This is a genomic window from Burkholderia sp. GW821-FHT14F03 (assembly GCF_058803765.1).
On record NZ_JBXAPG010000001.1, the window covers coordinates 24,176 to 49,502 of the forward strand.

General features: G+C 61.8%; 16 protein-coding genes and 4 pseudogenes. 16 read left to right on the forward strand and 4 right to left on the reverse strand.

Going from position 1 to position 25,327, the window contains the following annotated elements; genetic code table 11:
* The first annotated feature begins 190 nt into the window (after positions 1 to 190).
* Positions 191 to 931 (forward strand): sulfite exporter TauE/SafE family protein, encoded by a 741-nt coding sequence (locus tag AC1RQF_RS00110; protein WP_492870957.1) that lies wholly within the window; start codon positions 191 to 193, stop codon positions 929 to 931.
* A gap of 13 nt (positions 932 to 944) precedes the next feature.
* Here AC1RQF_RS00110 and AC1RQF_RS00115 read toward each other — a convergent pair whose 3' ends face one another.
* Complete coding sequence (locus tag AC1RQF_RS00115; protein WP_273995737.1) at positions 945 to 1,838, reverse strand: LysR family transcriptional regulator; 894 nt, start codon at positions 1,836 to 1,838, stop codon at positions 945 to 947.
* 472 nt (positions 1,839 to 2,310) lie between these two features.
* Here AC1RQF_RS00115 and AC1RQF_RS00120 point away from each other — a divergent pair, with 472 nt between their 5' ends.
* The 6 genes from AC1RQF_RS00120 to AC1RQF_RS00145 all read left to right on the forward strand — a co-directional run bounded on the left by AC1RQF_RS00120 (position 2,311) and on the right by AC1RQF_RS00145 (position 9,744).
* Complete coding sequence (locus AC1RQF_RS00120; RefSeq protein ID WP_273995738.1) at positions 2,311 to 5,211, forward strand: xanthine dehydrogenase family protein molybdopterin-binding subunit; 2,901 nt, start codon at positions 2,311 to 2,313, stop codon at positions 5,209 to 5,211.
* A complete protein-coding gene (locus AC1RQF_RS00125; protein ID WP_273995739.1) occupies positions 5,208 to 5,909 on the forward strand; it encodes a (2Fe-2S)-binding protein in 702 nt (233 codons plus the stop codon). Before AC1RQF_RS00120 ends, AC1RQF_RS00125 begins: the two co-directional genes overlap by 4 nt.
* 5 nt (positions 5,910 to 5,914) lie before the next feature.
* On the forward strand, positions 5,915 to 7,162 hold the full coding sequence (locus AC1RQF_RS00130; RefSeq protein ID WP_492871136.1) for a cytochrome c: 1,248 nt from the start codon (positions 5,915 to 5,917) through the stop codon (positions 7,160 to 7,162).
* 382 nt (positions 7,163 to 7,544) lie between these two features.
* Positions 7,545 to 8,105 carry a hypothetical protein gene (locus tag AC1RQF_RS00135; protein WP_273995740.1) on the forward strand — a complete coding sequence of 187 codons (561 nt, stop codon included), beginning with the start codon at positions 7,545 to 7,547 and terminating at the stop codon, positions 8,103 to 8,105.
* A gap of 193 nt (positions 8,106 to 8,298) precedes the next feature.
* Positions 8,299 to 9,276: a hypothetical protein gene (locus AC1RQF_RS00140; protein WP_492870958.1), complete on the forward strand. Its 978-nt coding sequence runs from the start codon at positions 8,299 to 8,301 to the stop codon at positions 9,274 to 9,276.
* A 186-nt stretch (positions 9,277 to 9,462) separates the two neighbouring features.
* Positions 9,463 to 9,744, forward strand: coding sequence for a hypothetical protein (locus AC1RQF_RS00145; RefSeq protein ID WP_273995743.1), 282 nt, complete (start codon positions 9,463 to 9,465; stop codon positions 9,742 to 9,744).
* Here the strand turns inward: AC1RQF_RS00145 and AC1RQF_RS00150 are convergent.
* Positions 9,741 to 9,992: pseudogene (locus AC1RQF_RS00150) on the reverse strand (integrase core domain-containing protein); the annotation flags it as partial. The gene AC1RQF_RS00145 and the pseudogene AC1RQF_RS00150 overlap by 4 nt on opposite strands.
* A gap of 211 nt (positions 9,993 to 10,203) precedes the next feature.
* Between AC1RQF_RS00150 and AC1RQF_RS00155 the strand changes: the two are divergent.
* The 8 genes and pseudogenes from AC1RQF_RS00155 to AC1RQF_RS00190 all read left to right on the forward strand — a co-directional run bounded on the left by AC1RQF_RS00155 (position 10,204) and on the right by AC1RQF_RS00190 (position 22,674).
* The gene (locus AC1RQF_RS00155) at positions 10,204 to 11,214 is read left to right on the forward strand and encodes a LacI family DNA-binding transcriptional regulator (RefSeq protein ID WP_492870959.1); all 1,011 of its coding nucleotides are present in this window, start codon (positions 10,204 to 10,206) and stop codon (positions 11,212 to 11,214) included.
* Positions 11,215 to 11,342: 128 nt separating this feature from the next.
* The gene (locus AC1RQF_RS00160; RefSeq protein WP_273995747.1) at positions 11,343 to 12,740 is read left to right on the forward strand and encodes a sucrose-specific PTS transporter subunit IIBC; all 1,398 of its coding nucleotides are present in this window, start codon (positions 11,343 to 11,345) and stop codon (positions 12,738 to 12,740) included.
* A gap of 1 nt (position 12,741) precedes the next feature.
* A complete protein-coding gene (locus tag AC1RQF_RS00165) occupies positions 12,742 to 14,154 on the forward strand; it encodes a glycoside hydrolase family 32 protein (RefSeq protein WP_273995749.1) in 1,413 nt (470 codons plus the stop codon).
* A gap of 47 nt (positions 14,155 to 14,201) precedes the next feature.
* Entirely contained in the window at positions 14,202 to 15,443 is a 1,242-nt protein-coding gene (locus AC1RQF_RS00170; RefSeq protein WP_273995750.1) for a maltoporin, read from the forward strand.
* A 51-nt stretch (positions 15,444 to 15,494) separates the two neighbouring features.
* Positions 15,495 to 18,029 carry a phosphoenolpyruvate--protein phosphotransferase gene (gene ptsP / locus AC1RQF_RS00175; protein WP_492870960.1) on the forward strand — a complete coding sequence of 845 codons (2,535 nt, stop codon included), beginning with the start codon at positions 15,495 to 15,497 and terminating at the stop codon, positions 18,027 to 18,029.
* An 81-nt stretch (positions 18,030 to 18,110) separates the two neighbouring features.
* A pseudogene (locus tag AC1RQF_RS00180) lies at positions 18,111 to 18,299 on the forward strand (glucose-6-phosphate dehydrogenase); the annotation flags it as partial.
* A gap of 90 nt (positions 18,300 to 18,389) precedes the next feature.
* Entirely contained in the window at positions 18,390 to 19,007 is a 618-nt protein-coding gene (locus tag AC1RQF_RS00185) for a 2OG-Fe(II) oxygenase (protein ID WP_492870961.1), read from the forward strand.
* Positions 19,008 to 19,245: 238 nt separating this feature from the next.
* The gene (locus AC1RQF_RS00190; protein ID WP_492870962.1) at positions 19,246 to 22,674 is read left to right on the forward strand and encodes an autotransporter domain-containing protein; all 3,429 of its coding nucleotides are present in this window, start codon (positions 19,246 to 19,248) and stop codon (positions 22,672 to 22,674) included.
* On the opposite strand, the pseudogene AC1RQF_RS00195 reads toward AC1RQF_RS00190, so the two are convergent.
* Both AC1RQF_RS00195 and AC1RQF_RS00200 read right to left on the reverse strand, forming a co-directional pair.
* Positions 22,671 to 23,245 (reverse strand): annotated as a pseudogene (locus AC1RQF_RS00195) (IS256 family transposase); the annotation flags it as partial. The gene AC1RQF_RS00190 and the pseudogene AC1RQF_RS00195 sit on opposite strands and share 4 nt — an antisense overlap.
* 595 nt (positions 23,246 to 23,840) lie before the next feature.
* Positions 23,841 to 24,530, reverse strand: a pseudogene (locus AC1RQF_RS00200) (transposase); the annotation flags it as partial.
* A 254-nt stretch (positions 24,531 to 24,784) separates the two neighbouring features.
* Here AC1RQF_RS00200 and AC1RQF_RS00205 point away from each other — a divergent pair.
* Positions 24,785 to 25,198 carry a hypothetical protein gene (locus AC1RQF_RS00205; protein WP_273995754.1) on the forward strand — a complete coding sequence of 138 codons (414 nt, stop codon included), beginning with the start codon at positions 24,785 to 24,787 and terminating at the stop codon, positions 25,196 to 25,198.
* Positions 25,199 to 25,327: the final 129 nt, after the last annotated feature.

Genomic DNA, 25,327 nt, shown 5'->3' on the forward strand with positions numbered 1-25,327 from the left:
TAACCCGAACCCGAACCCGAACCCGAACCCGAACCCGAACCCGAACCCGAACCCGAACCCGAACCCGAACCCGAACCCGAACCCGGGACCGGCGGGCGTCGCCTCAGGAATGCTCAGGCAAAGCCGCATAGGTCCTCGCGGCCCCGCGCTGCGATCATCGCGCCTTGGATGCCGTCACAAGGAGAGGCGCATGCATGTCGAGCCGGCCGCGATCGTCGCGAGCGTGTTCCTGCTGGCGGGCCTCGTGAAAGGGCTGGTCGGGCTCGGGCTGCCGACCATCGCGATGGGCCTGCTGAGTTTCGCGATGCCGCCCGCGGCGGCGGCGAGCCTGTTGCTGGTGCCGTCGTTCGTGACCAATGTCTGGCAATTGCTGCTCGGGCCGTCGGTGCGCGCGCTGCTGCGCCGGTTGTGGACGCTGATCGCGGGCCTCGTCGCCGGGATGCTCGTCGGCGGGCTGCCGACCCTTGCCGCCGCACCCGCGTGGACCCACGCGGCGCTGGGCGCGGTGCTGGCCGCCTACGGCGCCTGGGGCCTCGCGGCCGCACGCCTGCCCGAACCGGGCCGCCATGAGATCTGGCTGTCGCCGCTCGTGGGCTACCTGACCGGCGCGGTCACGGCCGCGACCGGCGTGTTCGTGATTCCCGCCGTGCCGTATCTGCAGTCGCTGCGGTTCGGCCGGGACGATCTGATTCAGGCGCTGGGCCTGTCGTTTACCGCCTCGACGCTCGCGCTCGCGGTCCAACTGGGCCTGTCGTCGAGCCTGCAGCCGGTCGATCTCGGCCTGTCGGCGCTCGCGCTCGTGCCCGCGCTGGCCGGCATGGCGCTGGGCCAGGCCCTGCGGCGCGTGATCAGCGAACGCGCATTCCGGCGCTGCTTCTTCGCGGGGCTCGCCGCGCTCGGCGTATACATGATGCTGGCCGCGCGCGCATGACGGCGGCCGCGCCTCACTGCGGCGGGTTCGACAGGAATGCGATGAAATCGCGCGTATGCCGGGGCAAGTCCTCGAAGCGCCGCGCGCAGAGCGTGAGCTTGCGGTGCGCCCAGCTGTCCGTCAGTTCCACCAAGCGAAGTTCGTCCATGGTCGCGCGCGCCCGCAGCGCCGCGTGCCGCGACACCACGCCGATGCCGACGCCGCTCGCGACCAGCCGGCAGATCGCGTCGAAGCTCTTCAGCTGGACCCGGTAGTGGATCCGCTTGCCGAGCGCCTTCGCCTGCTCGGCGAGGTGCACCTGCAGCGCGCTGCCGTCCGTCATGCCGATGAAATCCGTGTCGATGAGATCCGCGAACGCGATCTGTTCGTGGCGCGCGAGCGGATGGCCGGCGGCCGCGATCCCGATCAGCCAATCCTCGCGGAACGGGATCTGTTCGAGCCCGTCGAGCCCGACCGAATCGGCGACGATGCCGAATTCGGCGACCCGGTTGCGGATCGCATGGACGATGTCCTGGCTGGAGCGCTCCTCGACGCTGATCGTCAGCTTGGGATGGCGGGGCAGGTAGGCGGCGAGGGCTTCGGGCAGGTATTCGCTCAGCGACGCGGTGTTGCACAGCAGCCGGATATGGCCGCGCAGGCCCTCGCCGTACTGCTGCAGCTCGCCGCGCATCTGCTCGATCTGCTGCAGCACCGCGCGTGCGTGGTGTTCGAGCGAGCGGCCCGCATCGGTAGGCTGCGCGCCGTTCCGGGTGCGATGCAGGAGCGGCACGCCCAGTTCGTCTTCCATGCCGCGAATCCGCTCGCTCGCGGATTGCAGCGTGATATGGGTGCGCTCGGCGCCGCCCGTGATGCTGCCCGCTTCGCAGACGTGCATGAACAGGCGCAGATCGGTCAGATCGAATCGCATGGTGTTGGGGCGGGATGAGTGTTGTTCGGCCGATACGGTAACAGGAATGCGCGCCCGCGCGTTCAGTCTGTGCCTGAGCGGCGCTTCGCCGCTTCCGCATGTTGCGCGCATCGACGCGGCCGCATGATGAGAACCGTTCGCCAGCCTGGAGCTTTCTATGCGCAACGATCCGTCCTGGTTCGCGTCGTTCAAGATCGCGCTGCACCTGTTCTTCCTCTGCGTGGGCGCCGCGGTCGCCTATTCTGTACTGATCGAGCCGTATTGCTGAGCGGGCGGCGTTCCTCCGCCCGCCGCCGCTCGACACATAAGCATTCCGATAATCTCGGGATGTGAAGTAAACCATAGCCGCTTGCCGGCGCGCTGCGCGATAATGCGCGCCTTTGCGAGCCGGCCCCCACAACGGCTCGTGTTTCTGAGACGGCCGCCCGCGGGCGGGCGCGGTGCGCATGGCGCGCCGCAGTAGGAGGATTCCATGAGAAAACACGGCCTGTCGCGGCGTGCTTTTCTGAAAGCCAGCGTGCTGGCTGGCGTGACGGTGTACGTCGCGCCGATCGGCAGCCGCGCATTTGCGGCGCTATTCGAAGAGAAAATCCTGACGCCGGTGCAATGGAACAGCGCCACCGGCCAAGCCAAATTCCGCATCGACGGCATCGCGAAAGTCACCGGCGCGAAGGTGTTCGCGCGCGACATCCGCGCGTCCGACATGCCGCACTGGCCGAAGGAACAGGCCCATGCGCTGGTGCTGCGCGCCACGCGGGCCGACAGTGTGTACCAGGGCTTCGACCTGACGTCGCTCGGCGACGACCTGCAACCCGACCGGATCGTGACGGCCGACGACCTGGCGCGCGACGGCCTCGCGTTTCCGGCGTTCTACGGCGACGACATGCTGCTGCCGGCCGGCAAGACGCCCGCGTATCTCGGCCATGCGGTCGCGATCCTCATCTATCACGATTTCGCGCGCTTCAGTTTCGCCAAGAGCACGCTGAAATTCCGTGACGACGTGATCCGCTACGGCGCGAGCACCGGGCCGCTCGAACGCGACCCGTGGGGCACCTTCCGCTACGTGCGGGTGGGCGGCGCGACGCCGTACGACGACGACGTGTTCTCGAGCCTCAAGGACGCGCCGATCTTTCCGAGCATGATGCGCAAGCACGAGCCCGTCTGGCCGGACGGCAAGGAACACGGCAAGCTCGACGAGCAGGGCATGTTCCACGCGGCCGGGATCGCGCACGAACTCGACCAGCCGGATGCCGGCTGGCTCGTGTTCGACCGCGAATACCAGACCCAGTCCGTCGACACCGCCGCGCTCGAACCCGACAACGCGAACTGCTGGTACGACGCGGCGACCCAGACCCTGCACCTCGTGGTGCCGACCCAGTCGCCGCTCGAAGTGGTCGAGAACGCGGCCGGCATGGCCGCGAAGTGCCGCTTCCCGGTCAGGCAGATGTTCGTGCACCCGTGCTACACGGTCGGCTACGGCTCGAAGGACCACTGCAACATGCCGTTCTACGGGCTCGTGGCCGCGCTGTATGGCGACGGGCGGCCGGTGCGGCTCGCGAACGACCGCTTCGAACAGTTCCAGACCTCGCTCAAGCGGCATGCGTTCAAGATGCATTACCGCATCGCGGTCGAGCGCGAAACCGGCTTGCTCAAGTCGTTCAAGGGCGACTTCGAGGCGAACGGCGGCGGGCGCTGCAATTTCTCGCCGTCGGTGGCGATGGTCGGCGCGACCGCCGCGCAATCGATCTATTACTTCCCGAAGAACGACTTCACCGCCGTCGCGATCGCCTCGCGCGCGATCGACGCGGGTTCCGCGCGCGGCTACGGCACGCTGCAGAGCATGGCGGCGACCGAGATGGCGATCGACGAGATCGCGGCGCAATTGCGGATCGATCCGATCGAATTCCGGCTGCGCAACGTGCTGCGCTCCGGGATGAAGAACACGCAGGGCGCGATTCCGGCCGGTGCGGTGCGCGCCGACGAAGTGCTCGAGCGCGCGAAGAAGCATCCGCTGTGGACTCAGCGCGAGAAGAAGAAGGCCGATTACGAAGCCGCGCATCCGGGGCGGCGCTATGGCGTCGGCTTCGCGTGCGTGCAGAAAGACTTCGGCACGGGCGCCGAGGCGTCGCTGGCGAAAGTCGAGTTCGACGAGAACGGCGCGATCACGCTGCATCACACGGGCGCGGAGATCGGCACCGGGATGTCGACCTCGCAGGCCGTCGCGGTCGCGAAGTGGCTTGGGCGGCCGGCTGCCGAGGTGCGCGTCGCGGTGACCGAATGGCCGGATCTGCCGGTCGTCACGAGCGGCGATCCGTACCTGATGTCGCAGGCCGATCAGGACCGGCTGAGCGCGAACCCGCGTTGGACGCCGAGCTATGCGTCGCCGTCGAGCGCGACCAATTCCGCGTTCTATTTCACGCACAGCACGCAGGAAGCCGCGCGCGCGGTGTTCCGCTACGGCCTGTGGCCGGCGGCGCTCGCGATCTGGGGGCAAGGCATCGGCGGCGGCCAGGCCGCGCCGCTCGTCGTGCGCTTCGAGGACGCGCGCTGGGTCGACGGCAGTCTGACGGCCGCCGGGCTCGAGGCGCTGCCGTATGAGCGGCTCGTGAAGAAGGCCTATGAACTGGGCCTGCCGACGGGCGCGGTCGTCCACGTGTTCAACCGCTGGCAATGGACCGAGGCCGAGTTCGAGGTCGGCGGGACCGTGGATCGGCTGCCGATCGACGGGCTGTCGCTGCGCTATGGCGCGGGCGGCGGGACGCCGGCGGGTGCCGCGGCGAGCGGTGCGGCGGCGGCGCCTGCGCCTGCGTCGCGCAAGCCGGCCGCGGCGGTTGCGAAGTCCACGTTGCCGACGACTGCGAACGGTTATCACGTGCTCGACCGTCGGCGTGTGTTCATTCCGCCCGTGCAACGCAACAACGCGGCCGTGACCTATTACACGGCGGTCGGCACGCTGGTCGAGCTGACCGTGCATGAAGCGAGCGGGCAGGTCGAGCTGCTGACGCACCACTCGATCATGGAGTGCGGCAACCAGATTTCGCCGCAACTCGTGTCGGGGCAGTTGCAAGGCGGCCTCGCGATGGGCATCGGTCACGCGCTGCACGAATATCTGCCGCTTTACGAGGACGGCCCCGGCAACGGTACGTGGAACTTCAACCGCTACCAGCTGCCGCGCGCGAAGGACGTCGCCGTCTGGTCGCAGACCGGCGAAACCCTGCCGCCGCTGTCCGAAACCGATCCGCCGAAGGGCGTCGCCGAGGTCGTGATGATTCCGGTCGTCGGCGCGATCGTCAACGGCATCGCGCACGCGATCGGCCACCGTTTCACCGATTTGCCGGTGACCCCGCAGAACATTCAGGAGGTACTTGCATGACGGCCGCCCAACCTGCCGCATCGGCGACCCAGGGCGCCGCCGGCGCGCCGACGGCTTCCCAGGTTCAAAACGCTTCGGCCGCGAGTGCGGCTGCGGCCGCGCCGGCCAGCGGCGCGTCTGCGGCCGCGCCGGTCGAGCGTCCGCTCGTTCAGTATCGGCCGCAGCCGCTCAGCATGACGGTCAATGGCCAGTCGGTCGGGCCGATGCCGGTGCCGGCCGGGATCATGATGATCGATTTCCTGCACGAGTATCTCGGCCTGACCGGCTCGCGGCTCGGGTGCGGGCAGGGTATTTGTCACGCGTGCGTCGTGATCGTCGATCAGCCGGACGGCAGCAGCGAGGAAGTGCGCACGTGTATTACCGGCGCGCATTTCTTCGACGGCCGACGGGTGCGGACGGTCGAGGGGCACGCGAAGCGCAACGACGCGGGTGACGTGGTCGAACTTTCGCCGATCCAGCAGAAGTTCCTGGAGCACTTCAGTTTCCAGTGCGGGTACTGCACGCCGGGGTTCGTCAATGCGGCGACCGTGCTGCTCGAACGGCTGAAGCTCGCGCCGATCGCGCGCGCCGATGTCGAGAGCGTGATTACCGAGGCCTTGAATCCGCATCTGTGCCGTTGCACGGGGTATGTGCGCTATTACGAGGCGGTGAAGGATCTCGTGCTCGGCACGCCCGGACTCGTGAAGGACGCGGCATGAGCACGATGACGACACTGGGGGCCCGGTTCGCGCGCGCGGCGCGCCATGCGACGCTGCTTGGTCTGTGCGCGGCGGCGCTCGCCGCGTGCGGCTCGCACGATACGCCGAGCGTTGCGGCCGTGCCGACGCCCGAATTGATCGCGCGCGGCCGATATCTCGTGAAGGCGGCCGACTGTGCGGCCTGTCACACCGCGAAGGACGGCGCGCCGTTTGCGGGCGGGGTGAAGCTCGATTCGCCGTATGGCGCGTTTTATGGCTCGAACATCACGCCGGACAAGGATGACGGGATCGGCAAGTGGAGCGCGGCGGAGTTTTATGCCGCGCTGCATGATGGGAAAGCGCCGGGCAAGCAGTTGTATCCGTCGATGCCTTATACGTCGTATCGGCAGCTGAGCCGCGCGGATACCGACGCGATGTATGCGTATCTGATGACGGTGAAGCCGGTGGCGGTCGAGAGCCGCGCGCACGAGCTGAGCTTCCCGTACAACATGCGCTTCGGGATGGCGGTCTGGAACATGATGTTCCTGTCGGACACGCTGCCCGATGCGTCGCGGGGGAAGTCGGCGGATTGGCAGCGCGGGCGGTATCTGGCGAATGCGCTGGGGCATTGCGCGGAGTGTCATACGCCGCGCGGGGTGTTCGGGCAGCTGGATAAGGCCAAGCCGCTGCATGGCGCGGCGCTCGGGCGCGTGATCGCGCCGGATATCACGCCGACGGGGCTGGCCGCGCGTGGCTGGACCGGGGCCGATCTGCAGACGCTGTTCGGTGTCGGGATCGCGCAGCAAGGGTCGGCGTTCGGCGAGATGTATCCGGTCGTGCATCTGAGCACGCAATATATGACGCAGGATGATTTGCGCGCGTTGTCGGTGTATTTGATGGGCGATACGCCGCCCGCGCCGGAACCGCTCAAGGCTGTTTCGGCGGATGCCGCGCAGCTCGCGGCGGGGCGTTCGGTGTATCTCGCGGTGTGTGCGGGGTGTCATGGACTGTCCGGCGAGGGCAAGCCGCATGTGGCCGTGCCGATGCGCGGGAATTCGACGCTCAGACAGGCCGATCCGCACAACCTGCTGGTCGCGATGCTCGATGGGATCGAGGAGCAGCGGTTCGCCGGGGTCGAGAACATGCAGGCGATGCCGGGGTTCGCGCGGACGCTCGGCGATCAGGATCTGGCGTTGCTCGCGAATTACCTCAGGGCAAGCTGGGGCGGGCAGCCGGCGAATGTCAGTGCGGGGGATGTGAAGGCGTTGCGCTGAGGATGGGGTGTAGGGCTGGTTGGATTGAGACGGCGGGGTCCCGGTGGGGGCTCCGCCGTTTTTGCTTTAGGGGGATTGGCGGTTAACAAGGTAAGCCGTCTCGCTTCCAAGCGCGTTTGTGCGACAGCAATCAAAATTAAACGGCGCGAAGAAGTAAATTGGCGATTTATTAAAAATTAGATATCCGAAGTGCATAAAGTCGCAATTGGAAAGAAGTGTGTCGTATTGCTTATGCTTTCTCGGGTGATTAGAAATTATTTTGAAATGGTGTTGAGGCGTATTTGAAAGTGTTTTTGCGCCCCCTTCACAATCGCGGTGTCATTCGTTGTGATGTTCAGGAATTATAAGGGCCATGAAAGTATAATTCAAGGAGTGTTTAATCATGCCGAGGCTATCGTCATTGGTGTCTGCTCTGGTTTTTTGGGGTGCCCTGCTTTTTGGATCGACGGCGGCAATGGCAGGTCCGCCCATTTTTGCTCAAGATGGTCCTCCGGCCAATGCTGGCGGAGTGCCTGGTCAAGTATTATTGGTTAGCGTCAAATATAAGCTGACCGTTCCCGGCTCGGATCCCATTCATTTTGGACGGGAGCCTTTGGATGTGATATTCACGGCGCCTCCCAATACGTTTACTTTCTTGCCTCAATACACGGTTGCTGTTGTGAGCAACAGTATCAGCTTGGCGACCAATTGCAAGACAAATGCCAGCAATACCGAGTTGCAGTGCAAGATTGATCCTCAGGCAAATGGCGTGGTTAACGTAAAAGGGGATATCGAGTTTCGGCCATTGGTCCAAATCTCGCCAAAAAGCACGGCTGGGAGTATCTTTTTGGGCGGGAGCGTCATTTATTATCAAGACCCAAGCCTTCTTCCGCCTAATACGCCTCCAAGTGTTCCTATCCCGGTGCTGACAGGTAGCGTCAATTATTACGTGACGGTGAAATGACGCCTTCCTGCTGAATTGCGGCGAAGGTGCCGCGAAGAACCATGGGCGAATTAATTTCGACCGGAAGACTTGAATTTCCCGTCGCCGGGCACTCAATTCAAAATTTGCATGGGTAGCGGGATTCTTTGAGCCGCGAAGAAGGCGCATGCCGCCGCCGGGCGGCCAAGGTGTTTTTTAATAAAAAGGGATCGATATGAATGACGTAAAAATTGCCTTTTCGGCATTGATTTTTTCTCAATTATTTATTTTCGATGTGATGGCTGCCTCAAATTTTTCCACCTCGAAGTTTGAGGATATCGGCCTGGCATGCGCGGACGCGAATAAACTGGCGTCCCAGAATAAAGGAAAAATGGCGTGCTCGTATACCAGGACATCGATTGCATCATCTCCCTCCGATGACGGAGTGCCAAACAACGGAAAGAATCTAAATTACGCCAGCATGTCTGGCGAGATTGTCAGCGTTATCTGGAAGGGTAGCGACGGTATCCCAAGGTTGGCCGTTCAAGTTCTTGGAAATGCCTACAAGCAGTGCAGTGGAGATGTCCTCTATCAAAAAAGGGGTAATAGCGCGGGTCAATCAAATCCGAAAGGTGAGTGCAATGCGTCAAACACACTCTCGAAATCTGTCGGCATCAGAGTTTTCGCGCATGATTCCGGCCTGGATAAATTGCGGGTCTATAGTGATTCATCCGACGAGAACACATACAAGGATCCGAAATTTGCTTGCTTCGTCAGTGGCGGAAGAGCGCCGTCCTTGCCATACGAATGTACAAGTCTTGGCGGCGTATCTGTCTCTACAGTCACGCCATCAAGTTCGGTGGGGACGATTGGCTACAATGACGGATTCAGTTTTGGCGGGTCGATTGATCCCAAGGGCGCGGTTAGCCTGTCTCCCTCGTTTAGTTTCGGTTCGTCGAGATCCATGCCGAATCTGAGCGTTGACCAGCGCCAAAATGGCCAGGCGAATGTCTCGTGGATTTATACGGCTGACAAATACACTGGAAGTATTCCAAATGGTGAGTTTGTCGTTTTTCAGCTTCCGGTTTCGGTGATCGAGGCTGAAAAAGTTACGGTCGGATTCGGTATGGAGTACACGATGTGGATGTACTCGACAACGGGGAAGCCGTTTATGAAAACGCTCTTCAGCACCATTCCAACCAAGGGCCTTTGATTGATGGATGGGGCACTCGGTTTGATTTGATCGAGGGCCCCATATCGCAAGCTGTCGCCGGCTGCGCGGCAGCGCTGCGCGCCGGACAATCATGCCGAAGCTGGCCGGTCTGGTCGCGGTCAACGGCTTGGTCACGCCACGAAACAGGTCATCGACGATTTTCGCCCGGCGGGCAGTTCGCAATTCATGGACGGCCGTCATATCGATGACAATCGCTTCGATGCGCCCGGCCGCCGTCGGGATGGCGATGTCGCGTGCGTGGCTCTGATCGATCCAGAGCATTTTAGGACCGGGAACTCGGCAACAACCCGCACGCTGGCGGGCATCGGCAAGATCCCGCAAGCCCAGGCAAACCGTGCGGTGGCCCAATGGTCGCGCCCCGGTCAGTCCAGTTTCATCAACTGGTGGGGCCACAGTGTTCGCACCGGAATGAACCGCACCGGGAATCGTGGAGGCTGGTTGGTTTAAGTTAATGCGGACACGTCAGCGGCATTTCTGAATTGCCTGTAGTAGTTTGCCTCAGCTTCAGCAGGCGGGATATAGCCGAGCGGTTCCATCAGGCGATGATGGTTGTACCAGGCCACCCATTCCAGCGTTGCCAGTTCGACGGATTCCCTCGTTTTCCAAGGGGCGCGCCGATGAATCAGTTCCGTCTTGCACAGGCCGTCGATCGTTTCAGCCAGCGCATTGTCGTAGCTGTCGCCCCGGCTGCCAATGACACGGCCCGTGCTCAGAATGACCGCGATGGCGTCGTCCGTCAGCTCCGCGTAGCGGATCGCGGTGGATGTCAGCGATGTCTTGCATGCCTCGCGTGCGAACTCGATATCGGCGAGGCCGAGGGGGCCCGGCCCATAGCTGAACGGCATTACCGTGTTTACCCCATTTTACAGATCGGTCGGCACATCGTATCTTCCGCACATGGTAACGATGCCACATAAAAGACTGACGATCCGTGATATTGCGACGCTCTCTGGTGTATCGACGTCGACGGTTTCGCGGGTACTGAATAACTCCGGATATGTGAAGGCCGAGGTGCGCGAGCGCATCGAAGCCGTGATATCGCAGACGCATTACACGCCGTCGGAACTGGCGAAGCAGCTAAAATCCCATCGGTCCGGGCTGATCGGCGTGATCATTCCAAAGATCAACTCGTATACGACGGGGGAGGTCGTCGCCGGCATTTCGTCGACACTCGAGCCGCTACGGTACCAGATGCTGCTGGCCAACACGGACAATTCGGTGGCGGAAGAAGAGGCCGCCTACGATCTGTTCCGCAGGCAGCGGGTCGCGGGCGTGCTGCATCTGGCGACGACCGTCAACGGCGGTCTGATCAATGCGATCCGCGAGGCGGGCCTCCCGATCGTGATGATCGGGCAGGACGCGAGCCATCTGGGCGTCACGAGCGTGATTCAGAACGAACGCTCGGCGGCACGCCAGATGACCGAGCATCTGCTCAATTGCGGGCATACGCGGATCGGGTTGGTGACGGTGGGCGAAGAGGATTTTCAGGTCGGCGGAGAGCGAACGGCCGGCTATGTCGATGCGTTGCAGGCGCATGGATTACTGGTCGATCCGGATTTGGTCGTCCGCGTGAGCTTCCGGGCCGAAGCAGGCGAGGAAGCGGTGGAGCGTCTCTTGCGAGCGACGGGCAAGGCGCGCTGCACCGCGATTCTGGCCGTGACCGACCGGCTCGCGGTTGGCGTGATGGCGTGTTTGCACGACCACGGCATCCGGGTACCCGACGGCATGGCGGTCGCGGGAATGGGCGATAGTGACATGGCGCGGATGGTGCGTCCTGCGTTGACGACCGTCCATTACAACTATGCGGACACGGGCGCGAAGGCTGCCCGCCTGATGCTGGACATGCGCGAAGCCAAGAGCGGCGACGTTGCGCGGGTGGTGATGCCGTATCGGCTCGTATTGCGGCGGAGCACCTGAGCCGGTCCCATTACGATGGTGTTTGACCGAAGATGCGGGTCGCGAACGAGCCGGTTGAACTATTCGGTAATGTGGTATCGATACCATATGGCACCGATACCATGACAACCAGGAAGTGGAGGAGACAAATGACTGAAATCGACACCGCACAGGCGCTGCTGCCGTTGGTGGGCGGTCCCGCGAACATTGCGCGGCTCTCGCACTGCGCGACCCGACTGAGGCTCGTCGTTCATGACGCCGAGCAGGTCGACCATACGGCGATCGGCGCGCTCGGTCTCGTGAAAGGGTCGTTCAGCGGCGCCGGACAGGTGCAGATCATCATCGGCCAGGGCACCGTCGAGAAGGTTCACGATGCGCTGCAAGCGCTGCTGGGTGCGTCGGCAACCGGATCGCTCGAGGACGTGAAGCAGGCCGCCGTCGCCCAGCAGAACGCCGCGCAGAAGCTCGCGCGCACGCTGTCGAACATCTTCGTGCCGATCATTCCGGTGATCGTCGCATCGGGCTTGCTGATGGGCCTGCTCGGCATGCTGAAGAGCATGGGGTGGATCACCGGCGACAGCGCCGTGTTCCAGATCCTGAACATCTTCGCGAGCACGGCGTTCGTGTTCCTGCCGATCCTGATCGCATTCTCGGCGGCCCGCGATTTCGGCGTATCGCCATTCCTGGCGGCGGCACTCGCCGGGATCATGATCCACCCGGACCTGCAGAACGCCTGGACGCTCGGCAGCGGCGTGCACGAATACTGGGATCTGTTCGGCCTGCACGTGGCGAAAGTCGGTTATCAGGGCACGGTGCTGCCGATCCTGCTGGCGGTCTGGATGATGTCGTGGATCGAGCGTGGCGTGAAGCGATTCATGCCGAACGCGATCGATCTGATCTTCACGCCGTTCCTGACGCTGCTGATCTCGGGCGCGATCGCGCTGACGGTGGTCGGCCCGATCGGGCGCGCGCTTGGCGATGGCCTGTCGTTCGGCCTGCAGGCGATCTATCAGCATGGTGGCGCGCTCGCCGGCGTGGTGTTCGGTGGCCTCTATTCGTCGATCGTCGTCACGGGCATCCATCACAGTTTCCATGCGATCGAGACGGGTCTGCTCACTAATCCGTCGATCGGGGTTAATTTCCTGCTGCCGATCTGGTCGATGGCCAATGTCGCGCAAGGTGGCGCGGCGCTCGCCGTGTTTTTCACGACGCGCGACGAGAAGATCCGGCAAATCGCGGTGCCCTCTGCGCTGTCGTGCCTGATGGGGATCACCGAAGCCGCGATTTTCGGCGTCAACCTGCGGTTCTTCTGGCCGTTCGTGTTCGCGGCGATCGGCGGTGCGGTCGGCGGCGGCTGGGTGGTTGCGACGCACGTCGGCATGACGGGCATCGGCCTGACCGGCCTGCCGGGGCTGGCAATCGTCCGCCCGGACGGCATTCTGAACTACCTGATCGGCGGCGTGCTCGCATTCTCGGTTGCATTTGCCGGTACGTGGCTGCGCGGCGTCAAGGCGAAGGTGGCATACGGAGAGATCGCCGGTGCCTAACGTGACCGATCTCGATGTCATCGCCGATCGCTGGCGGCCGTCGTTCCATCTGTGTCCGCCGCAAGGGCTGATCAACGATCCGAATGGACTGATCTACTGGCAAGGCGCGTATCACGTGTTCTATCAATGGAATCCGAGTGGTTGCGTGCATCTGAACAAGCACTGGGCTCACGCGAAAAGCACGGACCTGATTCATTGGGAGTCCATGCCGATCGCGCTCGCGCCGGACATGCCGTACGACGCGCAGGGCTGCTATTCCGGCAGCGCGATCGACGACGGCGGTGCGATGGTGCTGATGTATACCGGCAACGTGCGCGATGACGCGGGCGGCCGCTCGAGCTATCAGTGTCTCGCACGGTCGTCCGACGGCGAGCGGTTCGACAAGCTCGGGCCAGTGATCGACGGCGCGCCACCCGGCTATACGGACCATTTCCGCGACCCGAAGGTGTGGCGGCAAAACGATGCATGGTACGCAGTGATCGGTGCGCAGCGGGACGATCTGACCGGGACCGTCGTGCTCGCCAAGAGCGCGGATCTGCGTTCTTGGCGCATCGTCGGTGAACTGGTCGAGTCGGTTGCATCCTGCTACATGGTCGAGTGCCCGGATCTGTTCGAGCTCGGTGGCAGCACGGTGTTGATTGGCTGCTGGCAGAGCGAGGAAACCCGTGGCGGCGAGACGCGCCGCGATGATGTTGCTGGTTATTTGGTCGGCGACGTGGACTTGGACGCGCCGAAATTTTCGTATGGCGCCTTTCGCGTGCTCGACCGCGGCTTCGATTTTTACGCACCCCAGACGCTGCTTGCGCCGGATGGGCGACGGCTGATGATCGGCTGGATGGGGCTGCCGTTACAGCCGGATACGCCGACAATCGCGTCTGGCTGGACTCACTGCTTGACGATCCCGCGCGAACTGAGTCTCGAAGGCAGGCGGCTACGGCAGCGGCCGCTGCGCGAACTCGAGCGTCTGCGTGGGGCGGCCGTCACGATGCCTGAGACCGCCCTCGCGGCGGGCGAATCCGCGGCGCTGCCGCGGGCGCCGGGCGCGGCATGGGAACTGGACGTGTCGATCCACGCGGGCTCCGGAGCGGACTGGGTGCTGCACGTCTTCGAAAGCGACGAGCAAACTCTGCGCATCGTGCACGACGGACGTCGCGGCACGCTCACGCTCATTCGGCATTGCCCGATGGCCGGGCATTTCGACGACCTCGCGGAGTGCGAGAGCGCATCGGACGTCACGCGGCTTCGGCTATTTGTCGACAGTAGTTCGGTCGAGATCTTCGTGAACGATGGCGAAGAGGTGTTCACGACGCGCTGTTACCCCACGTCGGAGCTGGCTTTGCCACGAGTGAGCGCCATGCATCCGCTGACGCTGCATCGCACCTGCATGTGGCCTTTACAAAAAAGAGACGCGTAGCGAAGACGTTCTCGAATATTTAAATCAATAATTATTTGGAGACTTTCATGAAAACGTGGATCAGCACGCTGATCGCGGTGGCTTCGCTTTGCCCGTGCACAAGGGCTTTCGCGGTGGATCTCGGCGACGACTTCAATTTCAACGGCTACGTTCGCGCGGGCTTCGTGTCCGGGCACAAGACGGATACTGGCGGTGTCAACAAATACGCGCTCGGTAACGGTGCCGAATTGTTCCGCCTCGGCAACGAAGGCGACACCTACGCGGAACTCACTTTCAAGAAGACGTTTCATTTCGACGGCGGTATCACATGGTCGGCGGCCTATACTGCGACCTACTGGAACCCGCAGGCGAACTTCCGCGGGATGCAGGGCCAGGGCCAGTATTTCGGCAAGGAAATGTACGTCGCGACGAGCGGCTACGCATTCTCGCCGCAAACGGAATTCTGGGCTGGTCGGCGCTATATCGAGCGCGAGGACGTGCATATCGTCGACCACTTCTTCTACAGTGTTGGCGGCCCGACGATCGATCCGGGCATCGGCGCGACCAACATCCCGTTCATCGGATCGAGCAAGCTTGGCGTCAGCCTGTTCCGCAGCGAACAGCATTACAGCCCGACGCTGAACCGGAAGGACGCGACCCGGATGAACGTCGACGTCTACGACATTCCCGTCACGCAGGGCGGCAAGCTGCGCGTAATCGGCGAAGTGATGCGCGGAGATTTCCCCGGCGGCAGTTCGGGCGCCGCACTGACGTTCAAATATGACCACGCGAATTTCCTGCTGCCCGGCGTGACGAATTCGGTATGGCTGCAGGGCAGCACCGGTTATGCGTCGCTTGAGACGGGATTCGGCGGGCTCGAGAACCCGAGCGGCACGCGCAGCGTGCGCTTGGTCGATTCGGTAAACTGGCAATTCGGACGCTTCGGCGGTCAGGCGCTGGCGGTGTACCAGCGTAGTCAGGGTCAGCACGATTCCGGCAGCGCTACGGGCACGTCGTTCGGAGGCCGCCTGTCGTATGCGGTCGCGCACAACGTAAAGCTATTGACGGAATGCGGCTGGACGACGCTGCGCGCCAACGGTGGGCCGCTTCAGAAGCTAGACAAATATACAGCGGCGCTTGCATTCAGTACGGGGCCCGAGTTGATGACGCGCCCCGAGCTGCGCCTTTACGCGACCCATGTCGCGTGGAATCAGGCGGCGCTCGACGCGCAGGGGATGAACTGGGGTTCGTGGTCGGCGGGCCGGAATTCGACGAACATGATCGGTGCGCAAGTCGAAAGCTGGTGGTGATCCGGGGCTTCCAGCGTGTCGTTTTCAACGTTGCGATTTTCAGGAGTGCGTATGTTGTCTAAACAAATTCAGATGAGCGTGCTTGCGCCGCTGTCGGGCACGGTCGTGCCGATCGAAGCGGTCCCGGATCCCGCGTTCGCGCAGAAGATGGTCGGCGACGGCCTGTCGATCAATCCGCAGACCAATATCGTGCTGTCGCCGATCGCAGGGCGCGTGATCGATCTTCACGCATCGAGGCATGCGGTCGTCGTCGAGGGCGAATGGGGCGTCAGGGTGATGGTGCATGTCGGCATCGACACGGTCATGCTCGACGGCGAGGGCTTCGACGCGCTCGTCGCGAAGGGGGACGACGTGCTCGCCGGTCAACCGCTGCTGCGTTTCGACTTGGCGCACGTGGCCGCGTATGCGGCGAGCATGCTCACGGAAATCGTCGTCGTGAATAGCGAGTGCGTGTCGCGGATGGACAAGAGCGTGGGCGCCGTCGAAGCGGGAAAGAGCGTGCTGCTGACGCTGCATCTCGCATCGCAGACCACCGGCGGTGCAGTGCCCGAGCAGGACGGGGAGTGGTTGTATTCCCCGTTTATCCTACTGCCGAACCCCGCGGGCTTGCATGCTCGGCCTGCCTCGGTACTCGCGCGGGAGGCGCGGCAGTTCTCCGCGCACGTCGTGCTGTCGTGCGGGGCGCTCGACGCCGATGCGAAATCGGCGGTCGACGTGATGGCACTCGCAACGGGGCAGGGTGACGAAGTGTGCGTGAGCGCGCGCGGCGGCGATGCCGCGCAGGCGCTCGAGCGCCTCGTGGGTGTGCTGCTGGATGGGTGCGGCGAGCGTATCGACCATGTCGCCGCGTCCGGTCCACGGTGGCAGGACACGGCGCGCGCCGCAGCCGCGGATGCGGCGGTGGGAACGTTCGCGGGCGTCGGCGCGTCGCCTGGGCTCGCCGTCGGCAGTATCGTACAGTGGCGCGGAGCCGAGCTCGAGTTCGACGAAGCGGGCGGTACGTTTGACGACGAGCGTCCGCGCCTGTCCACGGCGCTGCGGCTCGCGGGCGAGCAGATTCAGGCGCTTGTGGCCGGTGGCGGCGAATCGGCCGCGTGTCGGGCTGAGATCATGGATGCGCATCTCGCGTTGCTCGAGGATCCGGTGCTGCTTGATGCCGCGGAAGCCAATCTGCGCACCGGTGCGAGCGCACCGGGGGCGTGGTACCAAGCGTGCCAGGCCGTCGCCCGGCGGCTGGCCGGCCACCCGAGTCCGTTGCTGCGCGAGAGGGCGACGGACATCCGTGACGTCGGCACGCGCGTACTGTCGTTGCTGACCGGCGTTCGGCGCGCAATGCCAGTCTTCGGAGACCGGTCGATCGTTCTCGCCGATGACCTGACGCCATCGGACACGGTATCGTTGGACCGCAGCAAGGTCATCGGCCTGTGCACGGTATCCGGCGGCCCGACGAGCCACGTGGCGATCCTCGCGCGGTCGATGGGGATTCCGGCGATCTGCGGAATCGACGCGGAGGCGCTGTCCCTGAGCGACGGTGCGGCCGCGGTGCTCGACGGCACGGCGGGGCTGCTACGGATCGATCCCGATCCCGAACTGCTCGCCGACGTGACGCGGCGCATGGATGCCGAAGTCGCTGAGCGGCGGGCGAACGAGCAGGCCGCACATCGGATCGGCAGCACACGCGACGGTCATCGCGTGGAAGTTGTCGCGAACGTGCGGGATGTGGTGGAAGCGAAGGAGGCGGTTGCGTCGGGCGCCGAAGGAGTCGGACTGCTGCGTTCCGAATTCCTGTTCGAAGATCGCGCGACCGCGCCCGACGAAAACGAGCAGGCCGCCGCCTACGAGGCCATTGCGGCCGAACTCGGGCGAGCGCGGAAGTTCGTCGTACGTACGCTTGACGTCGGCGGCGACAAGCCGCTGCGCTACCTGCCGCTCCCGAAGGAAGCCAATCCATTCCTCGGCCTGCGCGGCATTCGCGTCAGCCTCGCGTATCCCGAGCTGTTCCGCAATCAGTTGCGCGCGATGCTGCGCGCGGCGCCGCACGGAGACCTTCACATCATGTTCCCGATGGTTTCGGATCTCAACGAGGTGCTGGCCGCGAAGTGCATCCTGCAGGACGAGCAGCAGAAATATCCGCATCCGGTCAAAATCGGCGTGATGGTCGAAGTGCCTGCGGCGGTGGCGATCGTCGAGGCGCTGGCGCGGGAGGTCGACTTCTTTTCGATCGGCACCAACGATCTCGCACAATACACGCTTGCGATCGATCGTGGGCATGCGAAGCTGTCGTCTCAGGTCGATACACTGCATCCGGCCGTGCTGAAGATGATCGACCTGACGGTGGCGGGCGCGCACGCCCACGGGAAGTGGGTCGGCGTATGCGGCGCGATGGCCTCCGATCCTGCCACGACGGCGATTCTCGTCGGGCTGGGCGTCGATGAGTTATCGGTGAGCGTGCCCGCGATTGCCGCGATCAAGGCGGAACTGGCGAAGCTCGACTTCGACGCGTGCCGCGCATTGGCCCGGCGCGTGCTGAAGCTCGGCAGTGCTAGGCAGGTGCGCGACGCGATCGTCGGCGGGCCGGCTGACTGACTGACGCCGCGAACATCGACGATGCGCCTGTTAGGCGTGCCGGTCCCCCGGTTTGCCAACCATTGATTCACCAAGTAGACGATGAACACGCACGCCTTTTCTTCCGCGCCCGAGCGGCCGCTCGACATGGTGATTTTCGGCGGCGCCGGCGATCTGGCCGCGCGCAAGCCGCTTCCGGCGCTCTACATGGCGCATCTGCACAGCAGCCTGCCCCCCGAGACGCGCATCATTGCCGTTGGCCGCAGCGGCTGGACGCGTGAACGGTATCTGACCTTCGAATTGAAACATGGCGATTGCGATATCGATTGTGCGAGTATCGAGCGTCGCTTGTCTCCACATTGACCCACCACGGGAAGAAAAATGAAAGAAGCAACATCAGACAATACAGCCCGGTTATGGCAGGACATCACGGTTGTCGATAATTTTTTGCCTGGCGCAGAGCAATCAGCGATCTACCACACGCTGTCCAACGGAGCATGGACTCACGGGTGGCGTTCACGCAGTGGCGAGGGTGCACAGCCATTCTGGCATCAACATTTTGTTGGCCCGAAAGGCTCCTTGCAAACCGGGCAGGAGGAACAAGGCGAGGAGAAACTCGCTCGTGACGCGCCGCTGTTGCACGCGTTCTGGGGGAGGTTGTCAACGTCGTATCTGAGCGCGCATGACCTGCATAGCTGCTATGCAAATGGTTTGCCATATGGCACCGACGGTGCACTTCACACTGACTCGCTTGCTCCAGGCGCCTGCACGGCGGTGTACTACCCGCACACCGAGTGGGATCCGGATTGGGGTGGCGAGACCATCCTGTTTAACGAGCAGAAGGACGACATTCTGGCAGCGATCTATCCAAAGCCAAACCGGTTGCTGATTTTTCCGGGATTCGTCCACCACGTTGCGCGTGGCGTGTCGCGAACCTGCCCGGTCATGCGGATCACCTTGATGTTCAAGACACAGATCAATGCTGCCTCGATCCGGTAATCTGAAACATCGTCTGCCAGGGAACGCCGCTCGGTCAAGGCCTGTTGTCTGCGACCGCCATCGATCATCCATTGTCGAAACGGCTCAGGCCCAATTGTGTCGATTCGCGACATTTCTCGACATTTCTTGACGCCAGTCATCATTTTGATCTCTTAGCTTCTCAGCAGCCCTCGCTATTTGATGCCGGGTGTTACAGGGGGAGCCTCCCCTTGACAGATGATGGGGTAAAAGATCAAAAATGAATAACTTAGCTCACCATAATATATCATTTAATAATTCGGGGTTGCGTGCGATTTCAGTGGGCGTGATGGCCTTGTTCGCCATTATTACTCCCGCGGCGCACGCACAAGGCTACGTTGATCCGGGGCGACTCGGAGATCCGGGTAGCTGGAAAACACCGGAATTCAAGGCCGATTGGGGATTGAATCAGATGAATGCCGAGTACGCCTACGCCCAAGGCTATAACGGAGGAAACGTCAAGGCTGGCGTGCTGGATTCCGGGATTTATATTCAACACCCTGAATTTTCATCAGATCGCTTCCATCCTGTTTCGACAGTCGGCACCTACTCTTCCAATGGGTCTTTGAGTGATGGATCGGATGACGCCAATGGTTTGAGCTACGATCCGAAATACACCAAGGATGATATAACTGGCGCGTTTAAAAAGGGACAACCATTCAATGTTCCTGGAACGTTCATTGATGAAGTCAACAACACGCACGGAACTCATGTGAGCGGTACCATTGGCGCGACGCGCGATGGTGTTGGGATGCACGGGGTCGCCTTTGGATCGCAGGTATATGTCGCGAATACCAATGGTACGGACGACAATGCCATGCAGGGGCCAGATTTTCTTGATTATGGCTATTTCAAGGCGGCCTATCAGGCGCTTGCCAGTCAAGGTGTCCGTATGGTTAATAATTCCTGGGGACAAAATTCGGCAAATCCTTTGGACAACGACATGAGCAGTGTCCAGAGTATGACGACTGCATACCGTCGGTTCTGGGATAAAAATCAGGCAGGACAGAAAACGTGGCTGGAGGCCATGACCGAAGCGGTCAAGGAGCACGGATTTATTCAGGTCGTTTCGGCGGGCAACAGTGGCGATGGAACGTCGAGTGCAGGTATTGGCGCCAACCCGGACATGAATGCCAGCATTCCATATTTCCGGCCCGATGTGGAAGGTCGCTGGCTGGCGGTGGCGGCATCAGACCCGCCTCCGTCAACGTCACCCGGTGGACAGACGGCTGACTCGACGATTGCATCGTATTCGAATCGCTGCGGTGTTGCCAAATACTGGTGTGTGGATGCACCGGGGAGTCGCATCAAAAGCACAGTCAATCCCAATTATCCATTTGATGGCTCGCATAAAGGGAGGCTGTATGAATCAGTTGACGGCACATCGATGTCGGCACCGCATGCATCGGGAGCCCTGGCCGTCATCATGCAACGATTTCCCTACATGACGAATGAGCAGGCCCTCAGCGTTCTGCTGACTACTGCGGGTCATAACGGAGTGCTCACGCAAAAGCCGAACGAAATCGATGGGTGGGGGAATATCGATCTTCGTGCTGCGATGAAAGGCCCGGGGCAGTTGACCGGCCTCTTTGAAGCAAAGCTGGACAAGGGCGTCAGCGATACCTGGTCTAACAACATCACGGACAACGCACTCGTTCAGCGCAAGCAGGAAGATGGCGCGGAACACGCGCAGTGGGTGGAAACGCTCAAGGACAAGGGCTGGCAGAATGGTCTCCCCGCCAATGCCAGCGCCGACGACCGATTCATATTCGAGGTCGGTACGATCCGTGAGTATGCGTATCAACATCGCGCCTACGAGGGCAGTTTGACGAAGTCCGGTGATGGCCTGCTGACACTCTCGGGTGCCAATACATATCGCGGGTTGACGACGGTCAATGGCGGAGAGTTGAGAATCAACGGGTCCGTCACTTCGGGCACGGTAGTCAATCCTAACGGCCTCCTGACTGTGAACGGCACGAGTGCCGATGTCGCGGTCAACGGTGGGCTGGCATCGATCTCAGGCACGAGCGCGAACGTATCGATTACGGCGCAGGGCACTGCGAGGATCACTGGCAAGAGTGCGGACGTCACCGTGAACGGCGGACGGGCGTGGCTGGACGGAGCGAGCGGTGCGGTATCGGTGGGCAACGGCGGAGTCGTCAGCGGCAACGGTTCACTGCAGTCGCTGAGCGCGCAAGCCGGCGGTACAGTAGCGCCGGGCCACTCGATCGGCAGCCTGAACGTGGCGCATGACGCCAGCTTTGCGCCGGGTTCCACCTATGCGGTGGAAGTATCGCCGAACGGAAGCAGCGACCGCATCGATGTAGGCGGCCGCGCACGCCTCTCGGGTGGCACGGTGAACGCAGCGCTGGAGAGTCTGCCTCCGCCGCTGAGCCTGTCGCAGATGGGCACGCTGCTGGGCCGCAGCTTCACGATCCTGAACGCGGCCGGCGGTATCGATGGCCGGTTCGACGCGATGCCGCAGCGTTACCTGTTCGTCGGCACGGCGCTGACCTATGGCCCGAACAGCGTGAATCTCTCCGTGAACCGCAACGCGACACCGTTTGCGAGCGTGGCAGACACGACCAACGGTCGCAGCGTGGCAAACGCGCTGGAGACGGTGAACGGGAACAACGCGGTGTACCGGAGCGTGCTGCTGGCTTCGGACGCGGCAGTGCCGCAGGCGGCGTTCCATCAGCTTTCGGGTGAGATTTACCCGGCGGCATACGGGATGCTGATCAACGAGAGCCGCAAGGTGCGCGATGCAGCGCTGGACCGTCTGTGGACGGTAATTCGCGATGCGGTACCCGGGGCGAGCCGTACGGGGGCATGGGCGCAGGTACTGGGCTCGTGGGGCAGCACGGGAGGCAATGGCAACGCAAGTGGTTATAAGAGCTCGACGGGGGGCTTCCTGGCCGGGGTCGACGGTGCGGTTCGCGAGGACCTGCGCGTGGGGGCGCTGGCAGGATATAGCCACAACTCGGTGAGTCTGGACGACCAGCCTGCATCGGCTTCGTTCGACAGCTTCCATCTCGGGGCGTACGCGGGCTGGCAGCCGGGGCCATTCGGCCTGCGGATCGGCGCGATCCATTCGTGGCACCGGGGCGGGGTGGACCGGGCCGTGCAGTACGGCGCTGCGCCGGAGAGCGAGACAGGGACGCTGGAAGCCGAAACGACCCAGGTATTCGGCGAGACAGGGTACAGGCTGAACGTGGGGGCTGCCTCGGTGGTCGAGCCGTTCGCGCGGGTAGCATTCGTGCATCTGAACAACCACGGAATGACGGAGAGCGGCGGAGCGGCGGCCCTGCAGGTGCAGGGCGGCAACAACGACGTGACGTTCTCGACGCTGGGGTTGCGGGGGACGACGCAGCTGGACCTGTGCGCGAAGGTCCAGCTGACGCTGCGCGGATCGGCGGGCTGGCAGCATGCGCTGGGCGATGGGAAGCCGGTAGGCACGCTGTCGTTCGTGGCGGGCAGCTCGCCGTTTAGCGTGTCGGGCGTACCGGTGGCGAAGGACGCAGCGGTGGTGAACGTGAGTGCGGGACTGGCCCTCGGCAAGAACGGCATGCTGAGTGTGGGATATGCAGGTTCGCTGGCGAGTCGTGAATCCGATCATGCCGTGACGGGCAATCTGAACTGGAAGTTTTAAAGGCAGACACCCGGTTCGGCCAGTTTTATCGGCCGGACCGGTTGGCCGGTTATCTTGACGTACAGCGCCCCGACATCGGTGATATTGCGCAGCGCCAGCCAGATGAGCTTCGCTGCTGCGTCATCGGTCGGGAAGTGCCCGCGCGTCGTGATGATCTTGCGCAGTGGCGAATTGATATTCTCAATGGCATTCGTGTGTATATAACCTTGCGGATATCCGGCGCAAATGCAAGGAACGGAATCCCGCGATCCCAGGCCTTGCGCCAGGCGATACTGACAGGCGGAATTTCTGGCCCCAGGGACCTTCAGCAAACGCATCAAGCGGCCTGAGCGGCTTTCGCACTGGGGGGGCCGTGCAGAGATGGTTTGATCGCGGCAGCCAGCCCCTTACGGTCCTTCCAGCTTGCGTAATCGAGGCTGTTTCGAATCAGGTGGACGATGCAGGTTTGCAGCGTGGTCGCCGGGAACACGGCAGCCAGGGCCTCGGGCATCCCTTTGAGACCGTCGGTCACCGCGATCAGGACATCGTGGACGCCGCGTGTTTTAAGTTCGTTGAACACCTTCATCCAGAGCGCGGAGTTGGAGCTCACCGCCCTCCGCCAGAAGATATGAGTAGGCGCGATGCAAACTATAAGACGCACCCGCTACCAAATCCAACGCACGCCACCGATGTTTGCCCAGGCGTCACTTTCTGAAACGCAACGCTATTGTTCCGCGATCAACGCGATCGCAACCATCAAGTCATCAACGACCCGGTCGAATGCGTCGGCGCTGGGTCCTCGCGCGCCGGCGTGCGCACGTAGCCGACCAGCACTTTGCGCTTGACGCGCTCTAGCGCACGGGCCCGGCCGCTTCGGCTCGATGTGCAGCGTCACTAGGCCGCGCGGCAGCGTCGACTCCTTGAAAAGGATGCATCTTCTGCTCGATGATCGAAGATCGGCATCAAAAAATAAAGGCGGCGTGTTTTATATTCCGTATCAGTGGCGATCATAATTTTCTTTAATTTGTATATTAATGTACTGGAAATTTATACATTTCTGCACAATTAAATTGCGGATCAATAATTTATTGAGAACTACTATCACACGTGCATAGCTGCTTCTGCCATACATCGGCGTTGTTGCATAAATCCTTCGTGATGACGAGGTGGAGCCTTTGTTCATGATTTCATGTGATGCGTACGGAGTGCAGGCGGGCGAGCTCAGTCATGCGATTGAGTACGCCCACGCGGATCGCGACGTCGGCCGCCTGCGAGTCGGTTCGGCGTGCCTACAGATAAAAACCCGTGAACGTTTTGAGCCGAGGCATCGCATTCTCGGCCAACGAACGACAGTAATAGCCGCCGCAGCCCTTCTTCCATTCCCGGCGGCCGAGCCGTACGATCGCGTCGCTCGCTCCGTTGCACCTTGCGGCGCCCGACACGGTCGCCTTCCAGTGACCGGCGCCCTCGCGCGGCATGGCACGGCTTCGAGTCGTACGCACCATCGCCTCGTGCGCTATCAAATCGTTCGTCGGCCGGAATCCAGTCGATCGATTGGCCAAGACATTGCCGTCAGCAACGTCATGATGCGTCATCAGCGCGGCCTGCACCTGACGGGTGCGTGTGTCGAGCGCGAGATACACCTCGCGCCACGTGCAGCGTTTCGAATAGCCATACTGGCGGACCTCATTCGCCTTCGCCGTGTCGACCTCCAAATGAATTGGGTCGCCGTCGCGAACGATCGGCAGTTGTACATCAAGCGTTTGTGCGCGGCGAGTCGGCGTTGCGTAGTTCGGTATCGGCAAGGTGGCGAAGGCCAGGTCGTGCAAACTTTGCGCAAAACCCTGCAGGGCGCGCAGTGGCAAGCGAAACACGGTCTATGAATCAGAGGCATCGTCCCAGTCGTTGCGCGAAAACGTCACCGCCACGTGTCCGGATTGATATAACACTGCCATCCGGCGGTGGGCGTATTTCGTCAGTGTTAATTTTGGAGCGAGTGCGCCGTCTGCAAAAATATATTGACCGTAGAGATGGGGGTTGAATGTTTAAAGGTCGAATTCATCGTCGGTATTTTTATTTGGTTAAATATTTTCTATTTTTGGGTTTTGCTATGCTGCCGCCGAGCGACGTGATGGCTAAATTTACTTCATTTTTAAAAAATCAGCAGCAAATAAATTCTGCGAAAGTGATTATCGTTGATCCGAGTTTGAATTTTCGGGTGCGTATAAGCGAAGAAAAAATGCAGGAAGTAGGTAAATTGTATGGCACGGAAGATCGCGATCGAATTTCTGGTCTTATAAAAATCATTGAGGAGTCCGATGTTCATGATCGCGTTGGTTCCGGTGTCGCTGCATCCGATATTTCGAGTAATGATTTTGAGCCGAGAGAGGGGATTTATTTATTTTCAAAAGATGGTGAAATTTATAAGTTTCTTTTTTCAAAAAAATATGAAGGCGCTTCGACGGTGCAAGGGTCGTTTAATGGAAGGCCGATTACGGCAAGAAGTTCGATTCCGCGCGCACTTCAGTCTTGGGTGGATGAATAATCTCAATCATATGAATTAAATCAGATTATTTGATTTGCGAGTATGCAAATTTGAGTGCGCAAGAAAGGCTGTGCACTCAACTGGCGTCACTCGATCTCAAGTGAATCGAGTGATTTTTTTGGCCAACAT

Bases quoted from the DNA above. Each gene is read 5' to 3' on its own strand.
- AC1RQF_RS00110 (WP_492870957.1), top strand. From the start codon at position 191: ATGCATGTCGAGCCGGCCGCGATCGTCGCGAGCGTGTTCCTGCTGGCG.
- AC1RQF_RS00115 (WP_273995737.1), bottom strand. From the start codon at position 1,838: ATGCGATTCGATCTGACCGATCTGCGCCTGTTCATGCACGTCTGCGAA.
- AC1RQF_RS00120 (WP_273995738.1), top strand. From the start codon at position 2,311: ATGAGAAAACACGGCCTGTCGCGGCGTGCTTTTCTGAAAGCCAGCGTG.
- AC1RQF_RS00125 (WP_273995739.1), top strand. From the start codon at position 5,208: ATGACGGCCGCCCAACCTGCCGCATCGGCGACCCAGGGCGCCGCCGGC.
- AC1RQF_RS00130 (WP_492871136.1), top strand. From the start codon at position 5,915: ATGACGACACTGGGGGCCCGGTTCGCGCGCGCGGCGCGCCATGCGACG.
- AC1RQF_RS00135 (WP_273995740.1), top strand. From the start codon at position 7,545: ATGCCGAGGCTATCGTCATTGGTGTCTGCTCTGGTTTTTTGGGGTGCC.
- AC1RQF_RS00140 (WP_492870958.1), top strand. From the start codon at position 8,299: ATGAATGACGTAAAAATTGCCTTTTCGGCATTGATTTTTTCTCAATTA.
- AC1RQF_RS00145 (WP_273995743.1), top strand. From the start codon at position 9,463: ATGGACGGCCGTCATATCGATGACAATCGCTTCGATGCGCCCGGCCGC.
- AC1RQF_RS00155 (WP_492870959.1), top strand. From the start codon at position 10,204: ATGCCACATAAAAGACTGACGATCCGTGATATTGCGACGCTCTCTGGT.
- AC1RQF_RS00160 (WP_273995747.1), top strand. From the start codon at position 11,343: ATGACTGAAATCGACACCGCACAGGCGCTGCTGCCGTTGGTGGGCGGT.
- AC1RQF_RS00170 (WP_273995750.1), top strand. From the start codon at position 14,202: ATGAAAACGTGGATCAGCACGCTGATCGCGGTGGCTTCGCTTTGCCCG.
- ptsP (WP_492870960.1), top strand. From the start codon at position 15,495: ATGTTGTCTAAACAAATTCAGATGAGCGTGCTTGCGCCGCTGTCGGGC.
- AC1RQF_RS00185 (WP_492870961.1), top strand. From the start codon at position 18,390: ATGAAAGAAGCAACATCAGACAATACAGCCCGGTTATGGCAGGACATC.
- AC1RQF_RS00190 (WP_492870962.1), top strand. From the start codon at position 19,246: ATGAATAACTTAGCTCACCATAATATATCATTTAATAATTCGGGGTTG.
- AC1RQF_RS00205 (WP_273995754.1), top strand. From the start codon at position 24,785: ATGGCTAAATTTACTTCATTTTTAAAAAATCAGCAGCAAATAAATTCT.